13 protein-coding genes are annotated in these 19054 nt (G+C 68.5%); 6 read left to right on the forward strand and 7 right to left on the reverse strand.

Annotation, left to right across the window (positions count from 1 at the left end):
• Positions 1 to 43: 43 nt before the first annotated feature.
• Together VFK57_12945 and VFK57_12950 are read right to left on the reverse strand one after the other, a co-directional pair.
• Entirely contained in the window at positions 44 to 1024 is a 981-nt protein-coding gene (locus tag VFK57_12945; protein ID HET7696613.1) for a creatininase family protein, read from the reverse strand.
• A gap of 104 nt (positions 1025 to 1128) precedes the next feature.
• On the reverse strand, positions 1129 to 2886 hold the full coding sequence (locus VFK57_12950; GenBank protein ID HET7696614.1) for a winged helix-turn-helix domain-containing protein: 1758 nt from the start codon (positions 2884 to 2886) through the stop codon (positions 1129 to 1131).
• A gap of 224 nt (positions 2887 to 3110) precedes the next feature.
• On the opposite strand from VFK57_12950, the gene VFK57_12955 reads away from it, so the two are divergent.
• Positions 3111 to 5342: a hypothetical protein gene (locus VFK57_12955; GenBank protein HET7696615.1), complete on the forward strand. Its 2232-nt coding sequence runs from the start codon at positions 3111 to 3113 to the stop codon at positions 5340 to 5342.
• A gap of 388 nt (positions 5343 to 5730) precedes the next feature.
• On the opposite strand, the gene VFK57_12960 is transcribed toward VFK57_12955, so the two are convergent.
• On the reverse strand, positions 5731 to 6645 hold the full coding sequence (locus tag VFK57_12960) for an AraC family transcriptional regulator (GenBank protein HET7696616.1): 915 nt from the start codon (positions 6643 to 6645) through the stop codon (positions 5731 to 5733).
• Positions 6646 to 6776: 131 nt separating this feature from the next.
• Here VFK57_12960 and VFK57_12965 point away from each other — a divergent pair, with 131 nt between their 5' ends.
• On the forward strand, positions 6777 to 7220 hold the full coding sequence (locus tag VFK57_12965; GenBank protein ID HET7696617.1) for a DUF1801 domain-containing protein: 444 nt from the start codon (positions 6777 to 6779) through the stop codon (positions 7218 to 7220).
• Between the two features lie 19 nt (positions 7221 to 7239).
• Here the strand turns inward: VFK57_12965 and VFK57_12970 are convergent, their stop codons facing one another.
• Positions 7240 to 7584 (reverse strand): antibiotic biosynthesis monooxygenase, encoded by a 345-nt coding sequence (locus tag VFK57_12970; protein ID HET7696618.1) that lies wholly within the window; start codon positions 7582 to 7584, stop codon positions 7240 to 7242.
• Between the two features lie 27 nt (positions 7585 to 7611).
• The gene (locus VFK57_12975) at positions 7612 to 8628 is read right to left on the reverse strand and encodes a cytochrome P450 (GenBank protein HET7696619.1); all 1017 of its coding nucleotides are present in this window, start codon (positions 8626 to 8628) and stop codon (positions 7612 to 7614) included.
• A 176-nt stretch (positions 8629 to 8804) separates the two neighbouring features.
• On the opposite strand from VFK57_12975, the gene VFK57_12980 reads away from it, so the two are divergent.
• Positions 8805 to 9488 (forward strand): winged helix-turn-helix domain-containing protein, encoded by a 684-nt coding sequence (locus tag VFK57_12980; protein HET7696620.1) that lies wholly within the window; start codon positions 8805 to 8807, stop codon positions 9486 to 9488.
• 121 nt (positions 9489 to 9609) lie between these two features.
• Here the strand turns inward: VFK57_12980 and VFK57_12985 are convergent, their stop codons facing one another.
• Positions 9610 to 12087, reverse strand: coding sequence for an FtsX-like permease family protein (locus tag VFK57_12985; protein ID HET7696621.1), 2478 nt, complete (start codon positions 12085 to 12087; stop codon positions 9610 to 9612).
• Between the two features lie 106 nt (positions 12088 to 12193).
• Positions 12194 to 13192: an AraC family transcriptional regulator gene (locus VFK57_12990; GenBank protein ID HET7696622.1), complete on the reverse strand. Its 999-nt coding sequence runs from the start codon at positions 13190 to 13192 to the stop codon at positions 12194 to 12196.
• 186 nt (positions 13193 to 13378) lie between these two features.
• Between VFK57_12990 and VFK57_12995 the strand changes: the two genes are divergently transcribed.
• From VFK57_12995 to VFK57_13005, 3 genes are read left to right on the forward strand one after another with little or no spacing between them, the layout of a single operon-like run.
• Positions 13379 to 14707, forward strand: a complete 1329-nt coding sequence (locus VFK57_12995) for a TolC family protein (GenBank protein HET7696623.1) — start codon at positions 13379 to 13381, stop codon at positions 14705 to 14707.
• Positions 14708 to 14712: 5 nt separating this feature from the next.
• Complete coding sequence (locus VFK57_13000) at positions 14713 to 15867, forward strand: efflux RND transporter periplasmic adaptor subunit (GenBank protein ID HET7696624.1); 1155 nt, start codon at positions 14713 to 14715, stop codon at positions 15865 to 15867.
• Positions 15868 to 19053, forward strand: coding sequence for an efflux RND transporter permease subunit (locus tag VFK57_13005; GenBank protein ID HET7696625.1), 3186 nt, complete (start codon positions 15868 to 15870; stop codon positions 19051 to 19053). It abuts the gene before it with no gap.
• Position 19054: the final 1 nt, after the last annotated feature.

Raw genomic sequence — 19054 nt, forward strand, 5'->3', positions numbered from 1 at the left:
AGGATCGCGCAACCTGCGGCCCGCGGAGGCGTGCCGGACCTGGTTACTCTTGTCGTCCTGACGAAGCAGCCTTCAACGCGCGAGCGATGGCCGCGCCGATACGGGCCGTCTTGTAGTCGACGATCTGCTTGCCGACGTCAGCCGACGCCTTGTCGAATGGAAACCCGCCGCTACCGCTCGGGTTCCTGGCTCGGTCGCCGGAGGACAAGACCTCGAGAAAGCGCGACGACGGGGATTGGGGGAATCGCTCGTAGCCGGGTCGGACGACGTGGGGATAGAAGTACAAGGTCCAACTCGTCTCCGCGCCGTCGGCGTGCGTGGTTCGCGGCAGCTCGCTTCCCTGGCCGAGCAGCCGCGCCAGCATCTCGAAGTTGCGGCCCTTCTCAACCGACAGGATGTGTGCGCTCGGCGCCAGCTTCATGCGCTCCAGCATCTCGCTGTCGATCGTCGCGTACACGATCATCCCGTCGATCCGGCGGTTCCCCTCTTCGACAATCTGCACGACAGCTTCGACGTGTCGAGTGCCGAGGTGGCCGACATACAGAAAGGCGCGGCGCAGGCCATTGTCGCGGAGCGAACGCAGCACGTCCACGTACAGAGCGACGAACGTGCTCTTGCCGATGGTCAGGCTTCCGGGATAGGCGTACGTGCCGTCGCGCGCCCAGTCGCCGGCCTCGTTCGTGATCCCGATGTTCAACGGCGGGCCAATGATCGTTTCCACTCCGGCGGTACGTAAGTACTGCTGTACGTGGAAGACCTGCGCGGTGGCGTTCATCGCATCGGTGCCAAGAGGCAGGTGTGAGCTGTGTTCTTCGATGGCACCGATCGGCACGAGCACGATATCGGTGGTCTTGGCCGCCGCTTCGAACTCCGGAAAGGTCATGTCGAGCATCGTCCGATACCTGACGGTGCCGGGCGGCACGACGTCCTGGGTCAACTGGGCGCGCATCAGAGCTTGCGCGGCTGAATAGCCAACGAGCAAGGTCGTCGCCAGCACACTCACGGTGACGAGGGCAGGTTTCATATCAAGAGCCGCCTCTCAGGTGACGCAACATTATCATCGTCGAACCGGGGCCACGCTCCGTGTCAGTGTTCCCATCGAGGCGGCGCGGCGCGCCAGCGGGAGCATCAGCCGTCGAGACGCATGCTGCGCAACAGCGCCGCAAAACGAGGATCGGACCGAATCGGATCGAAGAACGAATACCCCTTGATCGGCATCATGAACTGATCGCGGCCCTCGACCGCGCGATCGAGCCATTCGAAGGCGCTGTCGATCTCACCCAGACCGAGATGGATCCACGCCAGGCTCGTCGGCGGCACGTACGACTGTGCCGCCCGTTCGGCCAGCTGGTCGAGCATCGTGCGCGCCTCGCTGGTGTGCCCCGCAAGGGCAAGACACAGGCCGAGCCATCCCATCATGGATGACGCGCCGCCGGACAGCTCGAGTGCCGTCCGGTAGGCGGCGATTGCTTCGTCGAACAGCCCCTGATCCCGCAGACAGCCTCCGAGCAAGGCATGCCCCCAATACGCCTGGGGCTCGATATCGAGGATGCCTCGCGCCTCGTCCACGGCGCGCTGATAGTGGCGTCCCAGCGCCAGCACCACCGTGAGCTGACTGCGGATCGCGACGGACTGCGGGTCCCAGGCGAGCGCCAGCTCGAGCTCCGCCGCCGCTTCTTCGTGGCGCGCGTGCGGCATGAGGAAGTTGAACGCGTAGCGCTCCCTGACCACCGGCGACGTGGGACTCAACTCCAGGGCGCGAGCCATTTCCCTCTCGACCTCGGGCCAGTCGTAGGACAGCTTGTGATACAGACCGAGCAGCGCGTGTGTTTCGCCGAGCGAGTTGTCGATTTCCAGGGTCCGGATCGCGTAGAGGACGCCTGTCGAGAAGGCCTCACGCGGTGGCATGAAACCGAAGTACGCGAGATACCAGTAGAGTTCCGCGAGTCCGTCGTAGGCGAGCGCAAAGCCGGGATCCAGGGAAACCGCTGCCTCGAGGTGCCGCCGCCCGCGAGCGAATGCGTCAGGAGTGACACGCGCCATCTGGGATCTGCCCCGCAGGTATTCATCGTACGCGGCCGGGTTGTGCGTGCGTGGCCGTCGGCCCATCGCCCCGGCGTTGTCAGTCGCCCGCATCGTTCCTGCGATGTGCTCGCTGCCGATATTCGCGGCGATGTCGCGGGCCGCGCAGCTCTGCATCCTGAAGATGTCCGTCAATGCCGCCGCCTGGTACCGCTTGGCGAACACGTGCATCCGGTCGCTCGCGCGCACGAGCTGAACGTTCAGCGCAATCCGATCTTCGGCCCGCCGCACGCCGCCTTCGACGACGTACTCGACGCCGAGTTCGCGGGCGATTCGAGTCACGTCCTTGCGGCTGCCCTTGTAGCGCATCGCGGTCGTCCGCGCGATCACGTTCAACGCGTCCGGCGCCAGGCCCGCGAGCTCGGTGATGATCTCGTCGGTCATCGCATCGCTGAAATACTCCTGCGCGGGATCGCCGCTCAGATTGAGGAACGGAAGCACGACGATCCTGGGCGCCGCCGCCGGGGCGCCGCTTGCGGGCAAGCGCTCGGTAACTGCGGCGATGAAGCGGTAGCCGTGCCTGGGCAGCGTCTCGACGAACCGCGGATGCTCCGCCTGGTCGCCGAGCGCTTCGCGCAGGCGCGCCACCGACGTATTCAGGTTGTTGTCGAAGTCCACGAAGACGTCTGACGGCCACAGACGGCGCCGCAGTTCCTCGCGCGTGACGACTTCACCGGGCCGCTCCAGAAGCAGCGCCAGGACTTGAAAGGACTTCTCGCGCAGCCCGATCCGCACTCCCCGCTTGTGAAGCTGCCCGCCGGCGAGGTCCACCTCGAAGTTGCCGAATCGAACGATCCTGGACACCGTCGATGGCTCCAACTGCTCGTCCGGAGGCTAAACGATTGCCATGAAACGATCAATCGCCCGGCAAACTCCATGTACTCAATGGGATGTGCGGTAGGCAGAATTCAAGGACGAGTCAAGGCGCCGTTCATTTCCTTTTGCGTGTCACACGAGCATCCTGGAGATGGCGCAGCGAGCCGCCCGGTCCCCGGCGTCGCCCGCCAGCGCTCCCAGTGAGGACTGCCATGACCCGTCATACATCCGTTGCCTTCGCGATGACCGTCGCCGTCCTGCTCGGTCCCTCGATCGCCGGTCGGGAGCCGGAAGTCGTCGCGCGATTCGGCCTGCATTCGCCGGCCGACGGTCCATTCCCCAGCGATCGGTTCACGGTAGCCGACCAGGCCCAGAATACGGGCCGACGCGTCTCGCTCCCGCCGCCGGATGACTGCGCGGACTCCATCTCCGAGTGTGAGGATCTCGACGTGATCAACCAGCTGGACGGCTTCAACCTCCAGCCGCGGCTGTCCATTCCGTTCAGCGGCCCGATCGATCCGAACACGGTCAACAGCGAAACCATGTTCCTGCTCAGCCTGGGCAGTACGTTGCCGGATGCCGAGGGCTCGGCGTGGGGGACTCGCGTCGGCATCAATCAGGTCGTGTGGGACGAGCTGACGGAGACGCTGCACGTCGAGTCCGACGAACTGCTCGATCAACACACGCGGTACGGGCTGGTGGTCACTAAAGGAGTGCGCGCCCCGGACGGCCGGACGATCAAAGCGGCCAGGGAGTTCCTCACCTTCGTGGACGACGAGATCACCGCATCGACCGGTGATCCGGATCTGGATGCCTACCGCGCGCTTCTTCGCAGCGTCCTGACCGGCCTCGACACCCGCCGGATCGTCCCGAAAGGACAGGTCGTGGCCGCCAGCGTGTTCACGACCCGGAGCGCGACGGCAGTCCTGGAGAAGATCCGGGACCAGATCCGCAGCTCGACGCCCAATCCGGCCGACTTCCTGCTGGGACCGAATGGTGAGCGGAGCGTGTTCAGCGCAAGTGGAATCGCGAGCGTCACATGGAACCGCCAGATGCGCACCACTGGCCCCCTCTCACCCCTGCCGATTGACCTCTCTCCCATCAAGACCGGCGCGGTCGGGACCATCGCCTTCGGCAAATACCTGTCACCCGATTATCGGGTCCCTGATGAGTACTACATCCCGCCAGTGGCGACGCGCGACGGCGAGCCACTCGTCAGGGCAACCAATGAGGTTTACTTCAACCTGTTTCTGCCGTCCGGCGCGATGCCGACAGACGGCTGGCCGGTCGCCATCGTCGGTCACGGTATCCGCGGCAGCAAGAACCTGCTGGCACCAAACGCGCCATGGTCGATGGCCCTCCTGAGCGCGCTGGCGGCGCAGGGCATCGCCAGCGTCACGACGAACGCCGTCGGCGCCGGTTTTGGCAGTCAGGGCACGCTGAGAGTCATCACGACAGCGGGCGCATCAGTCACGTTCAACGCCGGCGGTCGTGGCGTCGATCAGTCTGGCGACGGCATCATCGCGGTGAACGAGGGTGCCGTCCCCGGCCGGCCTCGCAGCATCGTGCTGTACTCCGATGCGTTTCGACAGACGGCTGTCGACCTGATGCAGCTGGTTCGCGTCATCGAGACGGGGCTGGACGTCGATGGCGACGGACACCCTGAACTGAACCCCTCGCGCATCTACTATGACGGAGGCTCGTGGAGCGGCGGCTACGGAACGGTGTTCCTGGGAATCGAGCCGAATATACGCGCGGCGGTGCTCAAGTCGCCAGCCGACCCGGTGTGGTTTCCGCAGCGAGGAAGTCAACGGGCGGCCGCCGGCGCGATCCTGGAGGCGCGGCTGCCGTCGCTGGTCAACTCGCCGGGTGTCACATCGATCGACGGCGTCGCGGTCCAGCCCCCGTTCTTCCACGAGAACTTCCCGCTCCGCAATCAGATCGAGATGAGCGTTGAGCTCGACGAGGCGATGCCCGCAGTACGCGTGGTTCAATCGCCGGTACGCAACAGCGTCACCGGAGCCATGGCGATTCAGGAGAGTCTCGAGCGCTACGAGTGGGTGTCGCAGGCGGGAAGCCCGGTCGCCTATGCGCCGCACCTTCGGAAAGCCCCGCTGGGGGACGCGGCTGCCAAGAACGTCCTCTACATAATATTCAAGGGCGACCAGACCGCCCCGAACCCGACGACCACGGCCATTGTCCGAGCCGCCGATCTGGCGGAGCGGACGATGTACTATCGCCATGACCTCGCGCGTCTCGGCGATGCGTCCGTGCCTCCAGACCCGCATGGCTTCAACATCGCGTCAATCGCGCCGCAGTATCTGCTTGTCGACGCGACATTTTTTGCCACGGACGGCGCGGTGGTGATCCGGCCGGCGCCTGCGCCCTACTTCGAGTTCCCGATCGCCGGTCCGTTGCCTGAAGGGCTCAATTTCATCCGCTGAGGCCAGGAAGAGGAGGCCTCGACGAACATCGAGATTGACGACGACTCAGCCGAGATCGGCATCCACGGCCGCGTGCAGCTCGTTCCACAGAGGCACGTTCGCCGGCCCCGGCATGCGCTGCGTCATGAACACCATCGTGCCGCGACGCACAGGATCCACCATCCACCGGCAGCCCGCCGCACCGCCGAAGCTCGGTCGGCGATGAACGCTCCCGCGGCCGTATCTTAGCCGTTGGCGGTCGCACGCCGCGCATGGAGTCGGCCGCCCAGCCACACAGACGGGAGCGCGGTCGCCACGAGGAGGACGGGGTACCAGTGCGGCCCGAACGCCGGGCCGGCGTTCCATGTCGCGATGGCCCCGGCCACCGCGGCGACGAATCCGGCCACCTTTACGGTCGCCCCCGCGATCGTCCCGGACGTGGTTCCCGGCGGCGACGACCAGACTGCCGGTACGCCGACGGCGTGCAACCGAACGCAGCCCGGAAAGCCGCCGTGAAGTGGCTGTGGCTGGAGAATCCAAGTGCCAGCGCGAGCGCTGCGAGATCCTGCGTGTGCGGAAGCTCCCCGAGAGCGCGGACCAGTCGCAGCTGTGTCAGGTACTTGTGAAGCGGCACCCCCTCGACGGCTCGGAAGGCCGAGGTGAGATACGGTGCCGACACGCCGACGGCCACCGCCACGTCCCTGAGTCGCAGCGGCGCAGACATGTGGGCCGCAAGGAACCCCTTTGCCCTGTCGATCACTCGGCGGGTCGACGGGGCCGCGATGGCTGGCGGCGCGTCCGTGCCGAGCGCCGCCGCGAGGAGCGAGACGACGAGGTCGTCCGCGGTCAGCGGATCGATGCCTTCAGCCAGGCGCCGGCGAAGGTCCTGGCACTGGCGCTGGAGCGCAGCGTCGGCTCGACGGCGACGGGCCCGGAACTGCGGCGCCGAGCCCACTGCAGACGGCGATCGCCCGGTGAGCGCCTCCAGTACGCCCGGCTTCGGCGTGAGGATCAGTTCGCGGTACACTCCGGGCCGAGGCTGGCTGAGGGCGAAGGGCTCTCCGCCGGTCACGTACAGCACCTGATTCGCATCGGCCACGACGGCGTCGCCGCCGACGTGCCACACGAACAGCCCCGTGTAGGGGAAGCAGACCTGGAACTCGGGAGAGTAACTCCCGGGGCCGGGACGCTGCGACGCGGGAGCGCCGCGCAGGTCCTCCACGCGGGCGATCGAGGCGTCCAGCAGGGTACGCCGCAAGGGCCCGACGTTCGCCTCCGGAGCGCGAATCCCAACCCCGATGGATGCGTGAGCGGGCTCGTGCACCAGCCGATTCTAGCGCCCCGACCACGCCGTGCGCGGGCACGCGCGGGCTGGCGAAAGATTCTGATAACGCCTCGACGCGGCACTCTTGCTAGTCTGTCGTGGATTCCAACAACCGGGAGTGACACGCCACGATGGCCGTTGCGAAGAAGAAATCGACGTCCTCACGCCGCCCCGTCGCGGACGCATCCGCGGACGACGCCGTCGCGCGATATCTCGATGCGCTTCACCATCCATTGAAGCCAGCCGTAGTCGCCCTCAGGCGTGTGATCCTCGATGCGAGTCCGGACATCGAAGAGGGCATCAAGTGGAATGCACCGAGCTTCAGAGTCCGTGATGATTTCGCCACGATGAACCTGCGATCGAAGGGCGGTGCGACGCGCCTCTGGGTCGTATTGCACGCGGGCGCGAAGGCACGCGGCGTCAAGCTGCGGGGACACGTGAGGGACCCGGAAGGGCTCGTCGAGTGGCTCGCCGACGACCGCGGCGTCGTGACCTTCGAGAACGAGGCCGAGGTCGCATCCCGTGCAGCGCCCTTCGCGGCGCTGATCCGGGATTGGATCCGCCGGCTGGCCTGACCGCCGGCAGCAAAGGCGCTCAGCCGTGGCGCTCGCGGCTGTCCTGCGGGGCTTCATCGCGCCGCGTGAGGCCGTAGTCCCGCACGACGGTGGCGACGCGAAGGCGATAGTCGCTGAACACGTGCTCTCGCCCTCGGCGCTGCGCCGCGCGATGGGACTCGAGCCCACGCCAGCGGCGGACCGCGTCCTCGTCCTGCCAGAACGACAGGGACAACAGCTTGCCGGGCCGAGTGATGCTCTCGAATCGCTCGATGGAAATGAAGCCCTCGACGCGCGCGAGGTCTGACGCCAGGTCCGCCGCGAGGGACAGATACTCAGGACGATGCCCGTCCGGCATTTCGACTTCGAAGATCACAGCGATCATGATTGCGCTCCCTGGTGGAGGCGCCGCTCAGCAGTCACCGAACGGGGCGAACAGAGGAATACGAGTATTGATGGATGCCTGGTACGCGAACGCCTGTGCGAGTCGATGGACGTCGACACCGGCGGACAGCAGCATTCCGACGGCGGACGCAGCGATCGTGACCGCCAGCAGCCGGCCTGGGCAGGCGTGCGCGCCGACGCCGAAGGTAAAGAGAGCAGACACTTGCCGCGTCCAGTCGAAGGTACTCGGCATGGGGTTGGCGGCCGGATCGCGGTTGGCTGCCGCGAGCAGCACGAGGATCACCGCGCCGCGTTCCATCCTGACGCCCCCGATGGACGCGGGCTCGGCCAGGTAGCGCCGGGTATTCTGCACCGGCGGATCGAAGCGCGCCACCTCGTTCACGATGTGCAGCAGCGATTGGGGTTCGCTGACGACGGCGCGTTGGGCGCTCGGATGGCGGCTCAGACAGAGAAGCGTGTTGCCGATCAGGCCAGCGGTCGCGTCGCACGTCTGCACCAGAATGCCGACGGCGGCGCCCTCGGCCGCCGCGTCGAGCTCTGTGGCCGACGTCGTCGTCAACGCGCTGCGCAGCCGCCGCACGGCCTCGTGCCCGGCGCTCCGCTGCGCGTCTGATGCGGACGGTCGCAGCGCACGCACGACGGCGTGCGTGGCGTCGGTGGCCGCGCGAAGCATGCCGACCGGGATGTCGAGCAGCGCCGCCATCGTGCGCACTGGAATCTCGAAGGCGGCCTGCGTGGCGCCGGCGCCGTCGGGGCGCCAGGTCGGTGCGCTCATCACCGCGTGCGCACAATCGGCGGCGACGATCTCGACCGTGGCAATCTCGAGCGGCTCGAGGACAGCGGCGACGGGGTTGCGATGCGCTGCATGTGCCGGCCCGTCGTTCATTCGGGCAAAACGTCCGTACACCTCACCCAGCGGACCGCCAATGAGGGCACGCGGCACGGGCTCCTCAGCGGGCCGCACGCGGCACAGGGGATGCGACAACACCTCGACGACAGTCGCGGCGCCGGCGACGATCCACAATCGATGGACCGGATCGAACGTGACCGGCGTCTCCCGGACGAGACGTGCGTAGTACGGGTACGGATCGGGATGAGTGACAGCGGCGAGGGCGTCCGCCGGCTCGCCGGTGGTTTGTGAAACCATTGGCACACTCTACCGACAGCCGTCAGTCGACACTTCGCTCATCGTCGAAACGTATGCACACACCCCAGACTTTCGCCGGCATCGCGTCAGCCGTAGCGGACCCTACCCGCGCCAGGATGCTCGTGGCCTTGATGGACGGCCGCGCATGGACCGCAACCGAACTCTCCGTCGAAGCGGGTGTCGCGCCTTCGACCGCGAGCGCACATCTCCGCACGTTGCGCGACGCCGGGCTGATTCGCTGCGCGGCACACGGCCGGCACCGGTATTTCGAGCTGTCGGACGGCGAGGTGGCTGATGTCCTTGAAGGGCTGACCGACCTGGCGGCCCGACGAGAGCGCTGTGTGATCCATGGCACGGCGGATCAGGCGCTGCGCGCGGCGCGGGTCTGCTACGACCACCTGGCGGGGGAAGCTGGGGTTCGGCTGCTGGCGAGTCTTCGGCGAGGCGGGGTAGTTGTCGGCGAACACGTGCTCCAGCTCTCGGAGCGCGGAGGGCGGTGCCTTCTGGGATACGGCATCGATCTGCAGAAAGTGGCGGCCACGCGACGTCCGGTCTGCCGTGCCTGCCTCGACTGGACCGAACGCCGTCCGCACCTCGGCGGCGCGCTGGGGGCGGCGCTCCTCCGCGTCGTGTTTCAGCGGCAGTGGGCTGAACGCGACACGGATGGCCGGGCAGTGCGCTTCTCGACGCGCGGGTCCGCGGCGTTCGACGCGTTCATCGACGCGCTGAGCGGGTAACTCATGTGGCTGGCGGCCCGCAAGGGTGTGGGCCGCGGCGAGGGCTCCGGCGGCCTTGCGTTCGATCGGATCGTCGACAAGCCTCCCGAGGCTTCACAGCCGTGACGCCGTCAGCCGTACTTCAACCCTGCCGCAATGCCTCGGTCGGCTGAATGCGCAACGCCCGGCGCGCCGGTGCGGCGCACGCCAGCACGCCCACGACCGCCATGATGACGGACGTGATCACCGACGAGACGAGGAGATTCGCGGTCAGGCTGTCGGCGCGCCAGGCGAGGAGCAGGATGAGGCTATTGCCGGCGACGATGCCGCCGCCGAGCTGACGACCGGCACGAGCGAACACGCTGCCGAGCACGTGCCGGGGGTTGGCGCCGAGTGCGATACGGATCCCAATCTCGCGGGTGCGACGCGCCACGGCGACGGCCATGAGCGCGTACAGACCGGCCGCGGAGAAGACCAGCGCCACGAGCAGAACGCCTCCAAAGACGATGCTGGTGCCCCACATCCGTGTTTGCTCCTGTGCGACGATGTCGTCGAGGGTGACGATATCCGCGAGGTGCAGACCCGCATCGACCTGCCGCGCAAGGGCGGCGACGCGGGGCGCAAGCGGCGCTGCGTTCCCCGCGACGCGCACAGCGACCACGACAGGATCGACCTCCGCCGCGGAGGCTGCCCGATAGATGTACGCTGCCCCACCCCAATCGGCGGCGAACAACATCTCCAGATCGGTGACCACGCCGACGATCTCATGCCAGGGTCCCGGCTCGCGCTCGCTGCCTTGCTGGAGCGTGCGGACGCGTGCGCCCACGGGATTCCTGCCCACTACGCGCATGAACGCCTCGTTGACCACGACGGGCCCGTTCGGCGTCCCGGCGTCAGCGGGATGCAAGCCGCGGCCGGCCACGATCCTGGCGCCGAACGCGTCGTGATAGCCGGCACCGACAGCGGCCATCGCGAATCCCCCCTCGAAATTGCCGTGCAGGCGAGCCGGAGCTGCGCCGTCCTGCTCGATTTCAAGCGCCACCAGGTCCGGCGACGTCCACGGCAGGCAATCGCCGTGCGCCACGTGCGTCACACCAGGCTCCTCACGCAACCGGCCCGCTAGTTCTTCGTAGGCACGCGCGCGACGCGCGCCGATCTGGCCATCGTCAGGCACACCGCGCTCGCCGGCCAGCGCCTCGTTGTCCATCCTGAGGCGGAAGGTGAGGTACCGCTCCGCCGGAAAGACTGCCGACCTCGACTGGTTCTGAAGGGACGTGGTGAAGATTCCTACCGCGGCGGGGACGAACAAAAGCGTGCAGGCCACCTGCGCGCCGACGATGAACGACCAGATGCCGCCAAACTTCATCGTTGCGCCGGTGCTGGTGATCCCCTGCAGTCCCCGCTGGATGGACGCGCCCGTGGCCTTCAGTGCGGGCAGCAGGCCGATCATTGCCGCGGCGACGAGCGCGAGCAGCAGCGCATACGCAATGGTGGCAGGCTCGAGCGTCGGATCCACCCAGAACGGCAGGCCGTCCCCGATGATCTGACTCGCCCGGTCCCAGGCATGGCGCACCGCCATCTGGGCCGCGACGAGCCCGAGCACGGCTGCGGCGAGGGTCAGCACCAGCCCTTCGATGACGATCTGCGCGATCACGCGGGCGCGGCTCGCTCCCAGCGCGTGGCGGACGACCATTTCCGGCTCGCGCATCGCCGTGCGCGCGAAGATCAGCGTCGCAACGTTCGCCGAGACCGCTCCCAGCAACAGCAGGACGACGGCGTGGACCGCCAGATCCTCGAACCGCAGCGGATCGCCGGGCGTGCGGCCGGCGAAGGCGCGCACCCGCGTGCGCAGCTGCGCGTGGGTTGCGGGGTGATCGGCGGCCAGGCGTGCCGAGACGACGTCGAGCTCCGCCGCGGCGTCCGGCCAGCTCGCTCCGTCAGCGAGGCGGCCGAACACCTGGACGGCCGGGCCTTGCCTCGGCGCCGCATCCTGGACGGGCAGTGGCACCCAGAGCTGTTGGTTGCGCGGGAAGCCGAAATGCGGCGGCATCACGCCGACCACGCTGCGCGCGGTGCGGCCCACCGTGACGACGCGGCCGATGATTGCCGGGTCGCGCAGGAACTGTCTCTGCCAGACGTCGTAACCCAGGACCACGACGGGCTGCGCCCCCGGCCGTTCGTCCGCCGGCTGCAGCGGCCGGCCGAGCAGCGGCGGCACGCGGGTGAGTGGAAACGCCGACGCGGTGATCTCCGCCACGCGCAGCGATTCGACGCGGCCTTCGCCGGTGAGGACGTTGCGCTCGCTGACGCGGGCCGCGCCGAGCTCCGCGACCGTCCTCAGCGACCGCCGCCAGATCGCGAAATCGTGCAGCAGTCTCGGCTCCACGCGCGACGCCACCGTGTCCCGCGTTTCGAGGCGCACGACCCGGCCGCCGTGATCGAAGGGCAGCCGCTTGTACAGCAGTTCGTCGGCAAGCTCGATCCCGACCGCGCCGATGGCGATGGCGCCCGCCAGCGAGACACCGCCGATGATGGTGAGGGCGGGATACTTCCGCAGCAGCCGCGCGCCCAGCTTCCAGTCGAGCCACGAAACGGCGGTCAGGCGTGCAGGGAGTGGCACGGCCGAACTTTACAACGCAAAGTTATTTGCGTCAATGCGGTCCTCGCGCATCGACCTTCCGCGGCCGCCGCGTGCGGAAGCGCCACCGCCCGAGTGCGCGGTTCGGTCACGCGGTCGATGCTTTGGCGTGGGCGCCGCGTGGCGGCGAGGTCCGCTGTTCGCGCCGATATCGTGCGGGCGGCGTGCCGAACCGGCGTTTGAAGGCGCGGTTGAACGCCGCCTCCGACTCGTACCCCACGTCCGCGGCAATCTCGGCGACGCCGCGCGGCGTCGTCGTCAACGCCCGCGCGGCGAGCTGCAGGCGCCATCGCGTCAAGTACGCCATCGGCGGCTCCGACAGGTACCTCGCGAATCGATCGACGAGGGCTGTTCGCGAGACGCCGACGGCCTCGGCCAGCTCGGCGATCGTCCACGGATGGCCGACGCGGCCGTGCAACAGCGCCAGGCTCTGGCTGACGATCGGATCGCGGGCGCCGGCGAGCCAGCCGGTCTCGTGCTCCGGCAGGCCAGCCACGTAGCGGCGCAGCATGTCGACGAACAGGGCCTCGGAGACCTTCGCCAGCATCGCATCGCTGCCGGCGCGATTCGACGATGCCTCGTCCACGAGGTTCATCAGCGAACTCTCGAGCCAGTGTCCGGCGCGGTCGGTGCGAACGTTGACTTTCAGCATCGCGGGCAAGCCGCCGAGGATCGGCTCGCACAGCAGCGGGTCGCAGGCCATGTACCCGCAGACGAAGCGCGTGCTGTCGCCGCCGCCGCCGCTGCGCATCGGCGTCAGGTCCCGGCTCACGATCTTCTTCATCAGCGTGGCGGCGTCCACCTGGTGTGCGCCTGACGCGCTGCTCAGTTCATGGGGATCGCCGTGGGGAAACACGACGATATCGCCGGGCTCGAGCGTCAGCGTCTGTCCGTCGGGCAGCGCCGCGCGCGCCGCCCCGTCGACCACGAGGTGGTAGACCACGAGATGCGGAGCGCCCAGGGCCAGCGCCGAATCGAGCGCCGTCGAAGCCGGCGTGGCAAACGCCCACGGGGCCGACAACTCCGCGGTGAAGAAGAGCGCGCCCTTCAGCTTCACGCCGCTCAGGACTTCGGAAAACGCATCCATCTCAGACGATTCGCTACCCGGCCTCCCGGCAAAGTTTTCCGGCCGCGGCGCGATGCATTCTACCGCCCCCCCGACACGGGCAAGAAATCCGGCCGTTCGAGCATGGCTCGCGGCCACGGGCCCCGGCAGACTGGCTCATCGCTCGAGGGACCGCACCCAACAGGGTTCACGAGGGGCAATCAGAGCATGGGCAGAATCATCACTCGCCATATCCTCGCCGTCGCCGCGACGCTGGCCGCGGCCGTGCCGGTGTCCGCGCAGGCGCGGCTGCCGCTGTCGGACGCGATCTCGCGCGCCATGGCGCAGAACCCGGACGCCGGGTCGGCAGCGGCGATCGAGCGGGAAGCGGCCGCACGCGTCACGCAGGCTCGCGGTTCTTACCTGCCGCGAGTGGACGTCGCTCAGTCGTGGCAGCGCGGCAACAATCCCGTCTTCGCGTTCAGCTCGCGCCTTGCGCAGCAGCACTTCACCCAGGCCGACTTCGCCCTCGAGGCGCTGAATCGCCCCGCTGCCGCCAACAACATCCGGACGTCGATCTCCGTCGAGCAGTCCCTGTTCGATCGCACTGCCGCGGCACACGTCCGCGCGGCGGCGATCGCGCGCCACATGGCGGCGACCGGCAGCCGCCTGGTTGCGCACGACCTGGCGTCCACGGTGACCGAGGCGTTTGGCCGTGTCCTCATCGCGGCCGCGACGGTCCGTTCGACGGCCGCCGCCGTCGAGACCGCTCGCGCCGATCGCGAGCTGGCCGGCAACCGGCGCGACGCCGGCTGCGTGACGGACGCCGACGTGCTCCAGCTCGACGTCTACGTCGCGCTGACACGCGAGCGCGAGGTGCAGGCCATGGCGGACGAGCGCATCGCGCGCGCCCGGCTGAATCAGCTGATGGGGGAGCCCCTGAGCATGGTCTTCGATCTCGATCCCGCGCCGGCGGCGGGCGCCATCGACATCGCCCGTCAGGGAGCCCTCGAAGACGAAGCCGTGACGAACCGTCCGGAAGTCGCCCTCGCCAGGCAGCAGGAGCAGTTGGCCCGCGCCGCGGCAGACACCGCCAGGGCGGCGTTTCTGCCGCACGTATCCGCGCAGGGCGGGCTCGAACTGAACGCCGGCGCCTGGCAGTCGCGGTCCTCGAGCTGGATGGCTGCCGCGGTCGTGCAGGTCAACGTGTTCCGGGGCTTCGCGGACAGAGCCAGGCTCACCGAGGCGCGCGAGCAGGTGAAGCGCCGGGCCATCGAAACAGGGAAGGCGGAGACGATGGCGAGGCTCGACGTGCAGGTCGCGATCGCCCGGCTCGAGGCCGCGCGGGCGAGCGAAGCGGTGGGCCGGGCGGCCGCTGATCGGGCGCGGGAGAGCCGCCGCATCGTCCGGGACCGCTACGAGAGCGGCCTCACGGATGCGGCGATGCTGCTGCGCGCCGCCGACGCCGTGCAGCAGGCAGAGGCGCAGCAGATCGCTGCGCGCGTGAACGTGCTCACCGCGACAGCGGCCCTGCTGCGCGCGACAGGAAGGCAATGAACACCATGAACGCACCTCATCACGTCACCATTGCGGCGATCGCGGCAGCGCTCTCGATGAGCGCGGCCCTCGCCGGCTGCTCGACTCCTCAGGCCGCCGCTGCGGCCGATGCTTCGGAGCCCGTCGCGGTCACGACCGCCAGGGTTGCGGTTGCCGATTTGTCCACATCCATCGATTCGGGTGGCGTGGTCCAGGCCGACATGACGGCAGCGATCGCGGCGCGCATCCTGGCGCCGATCCGCGAGGTCCGCGTGTCGCCTGGCGATCGGGTGCGCGCAGGGCAGACCCTGATCGTCCTCGACGGCGACGATCTCGGCGCCGGTGCCCGTGCGGCGCGGTCGGCGGCGCTTGCCGCCGAGCAGGGCGCGAAGGCAGCCGCGGCGGAACTCCAGGGGGCGGAAGCCGAACTGGCCCTGGCTCGCGCCTCCTACGATCGCATCACCGGGCTCGAGGCCAGGCGCTCCGCAACCGCACAGGAACTCGATGACGCCACGGCGGCGCTGCGGAGCGCCGAGGCGCGCGTGGCCGGCGTGTCGGCGCGCGCGTTACAGGCCGCCGCGGCAGTCGACAGCGCTCGTGCCGCACGCGATCAGGCGGCCGCCATCGACTCGTTCCGAACGATTGCCGCGCCGTTCGACGGTGTGATCACGCAGAAGCTGGTGGAGCCCGGAAACATGGCGTCGCCGGGTACGCCGCTTCTTCGTCTCGAGGACACGCGCGGGTTCCGCCTCGACGTGCGGGTGGACGAGTCACGCATCGGCCAGATTCGCAACGGCGACTGCATACCGGTCTTCCTCGGGAGCGGAGCCGCTTCCACCACAGGCACCGTGATCGAGGTGAGCCGCGCGCTGGATGCTGATGCGCGAGCGCTTCTCGTCAAGATCTCGCTGGCCGACCTGCCCGACGTCCGATCGGGCGAGTTCGGCAAGGCGCGCTTCAGCGGGCCGCCGCGCCGCGCGCTGACGGTTCCAGCCTCGGCGATCGTCCGCCGCGGACAGGTGACCTCCGTCTTCGTCGTCGACAACGGCGTCGCCCGCACGCGTCTGGTCAGCCTCAGCGGCTCCGAGGTGCTGGCGGGGCTGGCGGAATCCGAGGAAGTCGTGCTGTCGCCGCCCGCCGCTGTCCGCGACGGTCGCCGCGTCAGCGTGGGGAGGCGGTAAATGGCTGCCGCCTACGGCACCGCCGGACGGATCGCGGCCGCGTTCATCCACTCCAGGCTGACGCCGCTGTTCATTGCCGCGTCGATGGCGCTTGGCGTACTCGCCGTGGTGGCGCTGCCGCGGGAAGAGGAGCCTCAGATCATCGTGCCGATGGTCGACGTGTTCGCCGGGATGCCGGGAGCGACGCCCGCCGAAGTGGAACAGCGCGTGACGCGTCCGCTGGAGCAGCTCCTGTGGGAAGTGCCCGGCGTGGAATACGTCTACTCGACCTCGAGCTCCGGCCAGTCGATGGTCGTCGTCCGATTCACGGTGGACGAGCCGCAGGAGCCCGCGCTCGTTCGCCTCAACCAGAAACTGGCGGCGAACGCCGATCGCATTCCCCCGGGCGTCATCGGACCGCTCGTCAAGCCGCGGTCGATAGACGATGTGCCGATCCTGGCCGTGACGGTGTGGTCGGCGCGGTACGCGGACGATCAGCTGCGATCGCTCGCCGCCCAGCTTCGGGACGTCATCGCTGAAGTCAACGACGTGTCGGAGGTGGCGATCATCGGCGGCCGTCCGCGGCAGGTCCGCGTCGACATCGATCCCGCCAGGCTGTCGGCCTACGATGTCGACCCGCTGTCGGTTCAGCAGGCGATCGCTCGCACCAACGTGCGCGGCGCCGTGTCGGGTCCGGTCGCGGGCGGGCTGGTGACCGGTCTCGAAGTCGGAAGCCGCCTGCGTACGCCGGATGACCTGCGCAACACGGTCGTCGCGTCCCGAAGCGGCCGTCCGGTGCTGGTGCGCGACGTGGCGGAGGTGGTCGACGGCGACGCCGAGCCCGCCTCCTATGTGACCTTCCTGTCGAAGTCGTCCGGCGCGCACCCGGCCGTCACCATCTCGGTCGCCAAGCGGAAGGGCACCAATGCCACCGACGTCGCGCGCCGGGTGGCCGACAAGCTCGAGACCCTCGAGGGTTCGCTCGTGCCCTCGGACGTGCAGCTCACCATCACCCGCGATTACGGTGAGACGGCAGCCGACAAGAGCAACGAACTGCTCTGGCACATGCTGCTCTCGGTCCTCTCGGTCTCGGCGTTGATCTGGGCGGCGCTCGGCCGGCGCGAGGCGGCGGTCGTGCTGATCGCCATTCCGGTCACGCTCGCGCTCACGCTCTTCATGTTCTACCTCTACGGCTACACGCTGAACCGGATCACGCTCTTCGCGCTGATCTTCTCCGTCGGCATCCTGGTGGACGATGCCATCGTCGTCGTGGAGAACATCGTGCGCCACGCACGGATGCGCGGGGGTGAACAGGGGTTGACCGCAATTGCGCTGCGCGCCGTCGACGAAGTGGGCAACCCCACGGTGCTCGCAACCCTGACCGTGGTGGCGGCGATTCTGCCGATGGCGTTCGTTCGCGGCCTGTCGGGCCCCTACATGCGGCCGATCCCGGTGGGCGCGTCGGCGGCGATGATCTTCTCACTGGCGGTTGCCTTCGTGGTGACTCCCTGGGCCGCGGTCCGTCTGCTCCAGCCCTCCGCGCCGGCGCATGCCGCCGAAGACCTGATCACGCGTCTGTACCGCCGGGTGATGGGACCGCTGATCGCGAGCCGCAGGAGACGCGCGATCTTCCTGACGGCGGTCGCGGCCCTGCTGCTGGCGGCAGTGGCGTTCGTGCCGCTCGGGCTCGTGACGATGAAGATGATGCCGTTCGACAACAAGAGCGAGTTCCAGGTCATGATCGACATGCCTGAAGGAACCGCGCTCGAGGCGACGGCGCGCGTCGCGTCGGCGTTGGCGTCGGCCACCCTGCAGGACGAGACGGTGGTCAACGTCCAGCAGTACGTGGGCACGTCGGCGCCTTACAACTTCAACGGGCTCGTTCGACACTACTTCCTCAGGCGCGCCCCGCACCTCGCCGACCTGCAGGTGAACCTGGTGCCGAAGGCGGAGCGTCGGGTGCAGAGCCACGACATCGCCGGTCGCGTGCGCGAGCGGCTGCTGCCGATCGCCAGGCAGTTCGGCGCGACCATCCAGGTGGCGGAAGTGCCGCCCGGGCCGCCCTCGCTGCAGACCCTCGTCGCGGAAGTCTACGGGCCCGATCCGGCACGGCGGCTGGCCCTGGCGGCGCAGATCAAGTCGATCTTCGAGCAGACTCCGGGGGTGGTCGATACCGACTGGTACGTCGAAGACCCGCACGCGAAGATCACGCTCGCGGTTGACAACGAAAAGGCCGCCGCGGCAGGCCTCTCGCCGGCGGCGGTTGCGGCCGTCGTACGGATGGCCGGGTCGGGGGAGTCGGCGGGCCTGCTGCACGACGAGCGGGCGCGCGAGGACGTGCCGATCGTGCTTCGGCTGCCGCGCGGCGACCGCAGCCTCGAGGCCGTGCAGTCGATCCGTCTTCGCGGCACGAGGCCGGTCGCCGTCGGCGAACTCACCAGCGCCGTGACGTCGCAGGACGGGACGAGCCTCTACCACAAGAATCTGCAGCCGGTGACCTATGTGACCGGCGACCTGGCGGGAAAGAACGGCAGTCCCGCCTACGCGATCATGCGCATGAACGAGGCGATCGGACGGCTGACGCTGCCCGAGGGGTATGGCCTCGACGTGTTCAACGCCGTCCAGCCGTTCGACACGTCGCGATACGCGATGAAATGGGACGGCGAGTGGCACCTCACCATCGAAGTGTTCCGCGATCTCGGCCTCGCGTTCGCCGCCGTGCTGGTCCTGATCTATGTGCTGGTGGTCGGCTGGTTCCAGTCGTTCAAGACGCCGCTGCTGATCATGATCGCCATTCCGTTCTCGCTGGTCGGCGTCCTGCCGGCGCACGCCGCGGCGGGGGCGTTCTTCACCGCCACGTCGATGATCGGCTTCATCGCCGGCGCGGGAATCGTCGTGCGCAACTCGATCATCCTGGTCGACTTCATCGAGCTGCGGCTGCGCGAAGGGCTTCCGCTCGAGCAGGCGGTGATCGACGCCGGCGCGGTGCGGTTCCGGCCGATGGCGCTGACCGCCGCCGCCATGATCGTCGGCGCCGCCGTCATCCTGTTCGATCCGATCTTCCAGGGGCTGGCGATCTCGCTGATGGCCGGCGAAGTCGCGTCGCTCCTGTTGTCGCGGCTGGCCGTCCCGGTCCTCTATTACATGGCGAACCGCCACGCGCGCCGCGAACCGGCAGCCGGTGACGCGATGGAGGCGGTGGCGTGAC

It is taken from the genome of Vicinamibacterales bacterium, assembly GCA_035699745.1.
Lineage (GTDB): Bacteria > Acidobacteriota > Vicinamibacteria > Vicinamibacterales > 2-12-FULL-66-21 > JAICSD01.

Bases quoted from the DNA above. Each gene is read 5' to 3' on its own strand.
- VFK57_12945 (HET7696613.1), bottom strand. From the start codon at position 1,024: ATGAAACCTGCCCTCGTCACCGTGAGTGTGCTGGCGACGACCTTGCTC.
- VFK57_12955 (HET7696615.1), top strand. From the start codon at position 3,111: ATGACCCGTCATACATCCGTTGCCTTCGCGATGACCGTCGCCGTCCTG.
- VFK57_12965 (HET7696617.1), top strand. From the start codon at position 6,777: ATGGCCGTTGCGAAGAAGAAATCGACGTCCTCACGCCGCCCCGTCGCG.
- VFK57_12970 (HET7696618.1), bottom strand. From the start codon at position 7,584: ATGATCGCTGTGATCTTCGAAGTCGAAATGCCGGACGGGCATCGTCCT.
- VFK57_12980 (HET7696620.1), top strand. From the start codon at position 8,805: ATGCACACACCCCAGACTTTCGCCGGCATCGCGTCAGCCGTAGCGGAC.
- VFK57_12990 (HET7696622.1), bottom strand. From the start codon at position 13,192: ATGGATGCGTTTTCCGAAGTCCTGAGCGGCGTGAAGCTGAAGGGCGCG.
- VFK57_12995 (HET7696623.1), top strand. From the start codon at position 13,379: ATGGGCAGAATCATCACTCGCCATATCCTCGCCGTCGCCGCGACGCTG.
- VFK57_13000 (HET7696624.1), top strand. From the start codon at position 14,713: ATGAACGCACCTCATCACGTCACCATTGCGGCGATCGCGGCAGCGCTC.
- VFK57_13005 (HET7696625.1), top strand. From the start codon at position 15,868: ATGGCTGCCGCCTACGGCACCGCCGGACGGATCGCGGCCGCGTTCATC.